At 59.0% G+C, this 4,861-nt stretch carries 5 protein-coding genes; all 5 read left to right on the forward strand.

Annotated elements, in window-relative coordinates; genetic code table 11:
- A partial coding sequence (locus tag ACMNI9_RS00975) for a DUF308 domain-containing protein (RefSeq protein WP_418830394.1) occupies window positions 1-203 on the forward strand: 203 nt, incomplete at its 5' end.
- A 256-nt stretch (window positions 204-459) separates the two neighbouring features.
- Window positions 460-1,899 carry a sodium-dependent transporter gene (locus ACMNI9_RS00980; protein ID WP_114566699.1) on the forward strand — a complete coding sequence of 480 codons (1,440 nt, stop codon included), beginning with the start codon at window positions 460-462 and terminating at the stop codon, window positions 1,897-1,899.
- 57 nt (window positions 1,900-1,956) lie between these two features.
- Window positions 1,957-2,868, forward strand: coding sequence for an acetamidase/formamidase family protein (locus ACMNI9_RS00985; RefSeq protein ID WP_114566698.1), 912 nt, complete (start codon window positions 1,957-1,959; stop codon window positions 2,866-2,868).
- Between the two features lie 220 nt (window positions 2,869-3,088).
- The gene (locus ACMNI9_RS00990; protein ID WP_114566697.1) at window positions 3,089-4,483 is read left to right on the forward strand and encodes an APC family permease; all 1,395 of its coding nucleotides are present in this window, start codon (window positions 3,089-3,091) and stop codon (window positions 4,481-4,483) included.
- A 169-nt stretch (window positions 4,484-4,652) separates the two neighbouring features.
- A partial coding sequence (locus tag ACMNI9_RS00995) for a PfkB family carbohydrate kinase (RefSeq protein WP_418830398.1) occupies window positions 4,653-4,861 on the forward strand: 209 nt, incomplete at its 3' end.

The following is a 4,861-nucleotide window of genomic DNA, read 5'->3' on the forward strand; positions in this document are numbered from 1 at the left end:
TGCGCGCGTATCAGGGCAGCACGTGGATCGCTTCGATAGTGATAAGCGCCGCCGTGGCCATCGGCGGCGTGGTTATCGTGGTCAATCCCTTCGAAACCACGGCGGCATTCGTCCTGATGCTTGGCGTGCTGCTTATCGTGAAGGGCGTTGGCGACCTGGTCATCGAGCGCAGGCTCGCACAAGCCTCGAAAGACCTACGCTAGAGCACGCCTCGCTTTCAACCGCGCCTCCGCGCTCGATTGTGGCCACGCCCCGCCTCCACCTTCGGCTGTAGCCCTGTTTCCAGCCCCGGTCGCCCCGGCCCGCCGCTCTCCCGATTGCGTAGGCTGCGTCGGTCGTTTCGCCCGATCGAACAGGCACATTGCGGCTCGCAGCCGGGTTCTCCCACCTTTTTGCGCTACAATTGCAGCGTTTTGCTAACAGGCAGTTGCGTGCAAATATCTGCAAGAGGAGCGTGGTATGAGCGAGGGCAAGGGGACGGGCGGCGTGCAAACTGCCGACCGTGAGCGGTTCGCGTCGCGGTTGGGCTTTATCCTGATCAGCGCCGGATGCGCTATCGGCTTGGGAAACGTGTGGCGTTTCCCCTACATCGTGGGCGAGTACGGCGGCGCGGCCTTCGTGCTTATGTACCTGGTCTTTTTGATCATTCTGGGTCTGCCTGTCATGGTCATGGAGTTCGCCGTGGGCCGCGCCAGCCAAAAAAGCGCGGCGCTTGCGTTCGATACGCTGCAGCCTTCGCGGAAGTGGCATTGGTTCTCGTGGTGGGGCTACATCGGGTGCATGGTGCTCATGATGTTCTACACCACCGTGGGCGGCTGGATGCTGTCCTTCGTGGTGAAAATGGGAACCGGCGCGTTCAACGGCCTTGATAGCGCGGGTGTCGGCCAGGTGTTCAACGACATGCTGGCGAACCCCACCGAATTGGTGGGCTGGATGCTGGTGGTCATCGTTTTAGGCTTCTTGGTATGCAGCCTGGGCTTGCAGAAAGGCGTCGAGCGTATCACCAAGGTGATGATGGTGTGCCTTCTGGGCATCATGGTGGTGTTGGTGGCGCGCGCCGTTACCCTGCCGGGCGGCTTGGAGGGCCTCGAGTTCTACCTGATCCCCGACTTTGGCAAGCTGTTCGCCGGGGCAACGCCTGCGGAGCAATGGGCTACGTTCGGCGACGCCGTGTACGCGGCTATGGGCCAGGCGTTCTTCACGCTTTCGCTGGGCATCGCCGCCATGGAGATCTTCGGCAGCTACATCGGCAAAGAGCGCTCGCTCACGGGCGAGGCCCTGCGCATCTGCGGCTTGGATACGGCGGTTGCCCTTATGGCCGGCCTCATCATCTTTCCCGCATGCTTCGCGTTTGCGGTTGAGCCGGGCAGCGGTCCGGGCTTGGTGTTCGTTACGCTTCCTAGCGTGTTCAATCAAATGCCCATGGGTCAGCTATGGGGCGCGCTGTTCTTCGTGTTCATGAGCTTTGCCGCCCTGTCCACCATCATTGCGGTGTTCGAAAACCTGATCAGCTGGTCTATGGACAAGTGGGGTTGGAGTCGCAAGGTGGCCGTTGCTCGCACGGCTATTCTGGTGACGGTGCTCAGTCTTCCGTGCGCTCTTGGATTCAACGTGCTCGCGGGCGTCACCATTCCGGCTATCGGCGACATCCAGTCTATCGAGGACTTCATTGTGTCGAACAACCTGCTGCCGCTGGGTAGCCTGTTCTTCGTGCTGTTCTGCGTCACGAAAAGCGGGTGGGGTTGGGAGAACTTCCTGGCCGAAGCCGACACGGGCAAGGGGCTGAAGTTCCCGGCATGGTCGCTTCCGTGGTTGAAGTTCGGCATCCCCTCGCTGATTCTGATCATTTTCGTTATGGGGTATGCACCGAAAGTGGCGGTATGGCTGGGTATGGCGTAGCGGAACGCTGAAGGAATATACTGGACAAATCGTCAACCCAAGGAGGATGAAGGCATCATGCAGGTCATCGAAGATCAGGTCATTAAGTTTTCCAAGGACAATGCGCCTTGCTACACTGCGCAGCCGGGCGAGGTTTTGCTGTTCAAGACGCAGGATTGCTTTGCCGGACGCATTCCTACCGAAGACGTCACCATGAAGGACTTGAACTTCTCGTACGGGTTCACCAATCCGGCTGCTGGTCCCGTGTACGTGGAAGGTGCCCAGCCAGGTGACGTGCTGGTGGTTGACATTTACGACGTGCAGGTGGCTGACCAGGGCGTTATCGCAACCGATGACCACTGCGGACCGTTGTTCGAATCGACCGACTACCGCAGCAAAATCATCCCCATCAAAGACGGCATGGCCGAGTTCAACGGCGTTAAATTCCCCATCGACCCCATGATCGGGGTTATAGGAACCGCGCCCGACGGCGAGGATGTCATCGACGGTTTCGTGGGTGCTCATGGGGGCAATCTTGACAACAAACTGATCACCAAGGGAACTCGCATGTACTTCCCCGTGCGCGTGCCGGGCGCGCTGCTCCAAATGGGCGACGTGCACGCAACCATGGGCGACGCCGAACTGTGCGGCACGGGCATCGAGATTGCTGCCGACATTACGGTGAAGGTGTCGCTGGTGAAGGATTTCGAGTTGAACTGGCCCGTGCTCGAGACGTTTGGCCCGCACGGCAAGTGGTACGTGAACGCGAGCGCTCAGGAGTTTGACGAGGCCCTGATGAACGGCTCCAAGGAGATGCAGCGTTTGCTCATGCGCATTACGGGTTGGGACGCTATCGACACCTATATGTACATGTCGGTGCAAAGCGACGTAGAGTTGTCTCAGGCGTGCAAGCCCTGCGAGGTTCAGCTGAGCCTGCGCGTTGGGACGCCGAAGTTGCCGCAGTTCCCGCCGCTGGTTCCCCAGCCGTAAGCGAGTTTTACCGGGAAGGGCGCTGTTGGAGCCGGGTGAATTCCCGGCTCCAATTATGTAAGCGTCCGTTTACAAAAAAGTTGTGGATTCGATGACAAGGTAGCGCGATAATTCGAGGATGCGCTTTGCTGCGCAAGCGCGCTGGGTTGCAGCGCTTTAGTGCAGCGGAGCGGCGAAGGAAGAGGCGGCTTCGGCTGCACGTTAGTAAGGGGGACCGACTATGTCGGCTCAAACCGATTCTCCGGCGAAAGCGTCCGGAGAGAGCATCGAGCAGTTCGGCTACAAGCAAGAACTGCGAAGGGGCATGACCTTGCGCGACGTCGTTTTGTACGGCGTGTTGTTCATGGTTATCATTGCTCCGCAGTCCATCTACGGCGAAATCCAAATCGCCAGCGGCGGCATGACGCCGCTCGTGTACATCGTAGGCTTCGTGGCTATCAGCTTTACGGCCATGAGCTACATGCGCATGTCGAAGCGCTTTCCCATTGCGGGATCGGTGTATTCGTATGTGCAGCGCGGCATCAATCCCCACGTAGGCTTCATGGCTGGTTGGCTCATTTTGTTGGACTACGTGTTCGTTCCGTCGTTGCTGCTGGTTATGGTGGCGAACTGGGGCGTTGCGCTTGTTCCGGGAAGCCCGTGGTATCTGTGGGTTGTTGTGTTCGTGGTGTTCAACACGTTTGTGAACATTCGCGGCATTCAGATGACGAAGGGCGTGGACTGGGTTATTTTCGTTGTTGAGATCCTGGCCGTTATCGCGTTCATCGCTATTGGCACGAGCTTCGTTTTGGGCGGCGGCGGTGCTGGTCAGCTGACGATCGACCCCATCTATCAGCCGGGTAAGGTTGATGCGCACTTTATAGCGACGGCGGTTTCCATTGCGTGCCTGTCGTTCCTCGGCTTCGACGGCATGTCCACGCTGGCCGAGGAAACCGTGAAGCCCGAAAAGACCATCGGCAAGGGCATCCTCATCGCTTTGTGCATCATGGTGGTCGTGTTCGTGGCGCAGACCTACGTCGCCGCGCTCATTCAGCCCGACGTTTCGCAGGTTGATCCCGAAATGGGATTCTTTAACGCAGCGCTTATGGCGGGCGGTCCCGTTCTGTACAAGCTGCTGCTCGTTGTGAATATCGTGGCTGTTGGTATCGCCAACATCATGAACGCGCAGCTTGCTTCTTCTCGCCTGCTGTACTCCATGGGCCGCGACGGCGTGATCCCGCGCATCTTCGGCAAGGTTCACCCGAAGTTCCAGACGCCCTACATTGCGTCTATTGCATTGGGCGTTGTGTCCTTGATTCTGCCCATGTTCTTGGATATGACCACGCTGGTGGCATTCGTGAACTTCGGCGCGCTGTCGTCGTTCGTGCTGTTGAACTTTGCCGTGTTCTTGTTCTTCTTCGTGAAGGAAAAGAAGCGCTCTTCGTTCGGCGACGTGGTGAAGTACCTGATTTGCCCTTGGCTTGGCATATTCATTCTGGTGTACGTGTTCACCGGGTTTGATTTGCAGACTTATGCGGTGGGCATTTCCTGGATGGTCATCGGCCTGATTATCGGCGCGGTGAAATCGAAGGGCTACAAGGAGGTTCCGGAGGCGTTCAAGCATCTGGAAGTGTAGCGCACAGGCGATTGATTGTTGAGCGGGCGGCCTTCGGGTCGCCCGCTTTGCCGTTCGGGTTGGTGCGTTCGCTTGGCACGCGACGGCGCTTTGCGTTTGCCTGTGCAGCGGCTCGCGCGGGTGTCGGTATACTATGCTGATCAAAGCGGATCTATGTGAAGGGGGAGCAATGGGGGCGTCGAAAGCGCGCAATGCGGTTCTGTCGGTGGGGGCCATTATGGTGGACGTGGTGTGCTGCGTACCGGCGCTGCCGGCCTCGGGCGAAGGCGTGGTGGTCGAGTCGTCGCGCGCCGTCGTGGGAGGCTGCGCGTTCAACTCTGCGAACGCTGCGCGCCAGTTGGGGGCCGACTGCACCTTGTTTGCGCCCGTGGGCGAGGG

The organism is Paraeggerthella sp. (assembly GCF_048427265.1).
GTDB classification, from domain to species: domain Bacteria; phylum Actinomycetota; class Coriobacteriia; order Coriobacteriales; family Eggerthellaceae; genus Paraeggerthella; species Paraeggerthella hominis.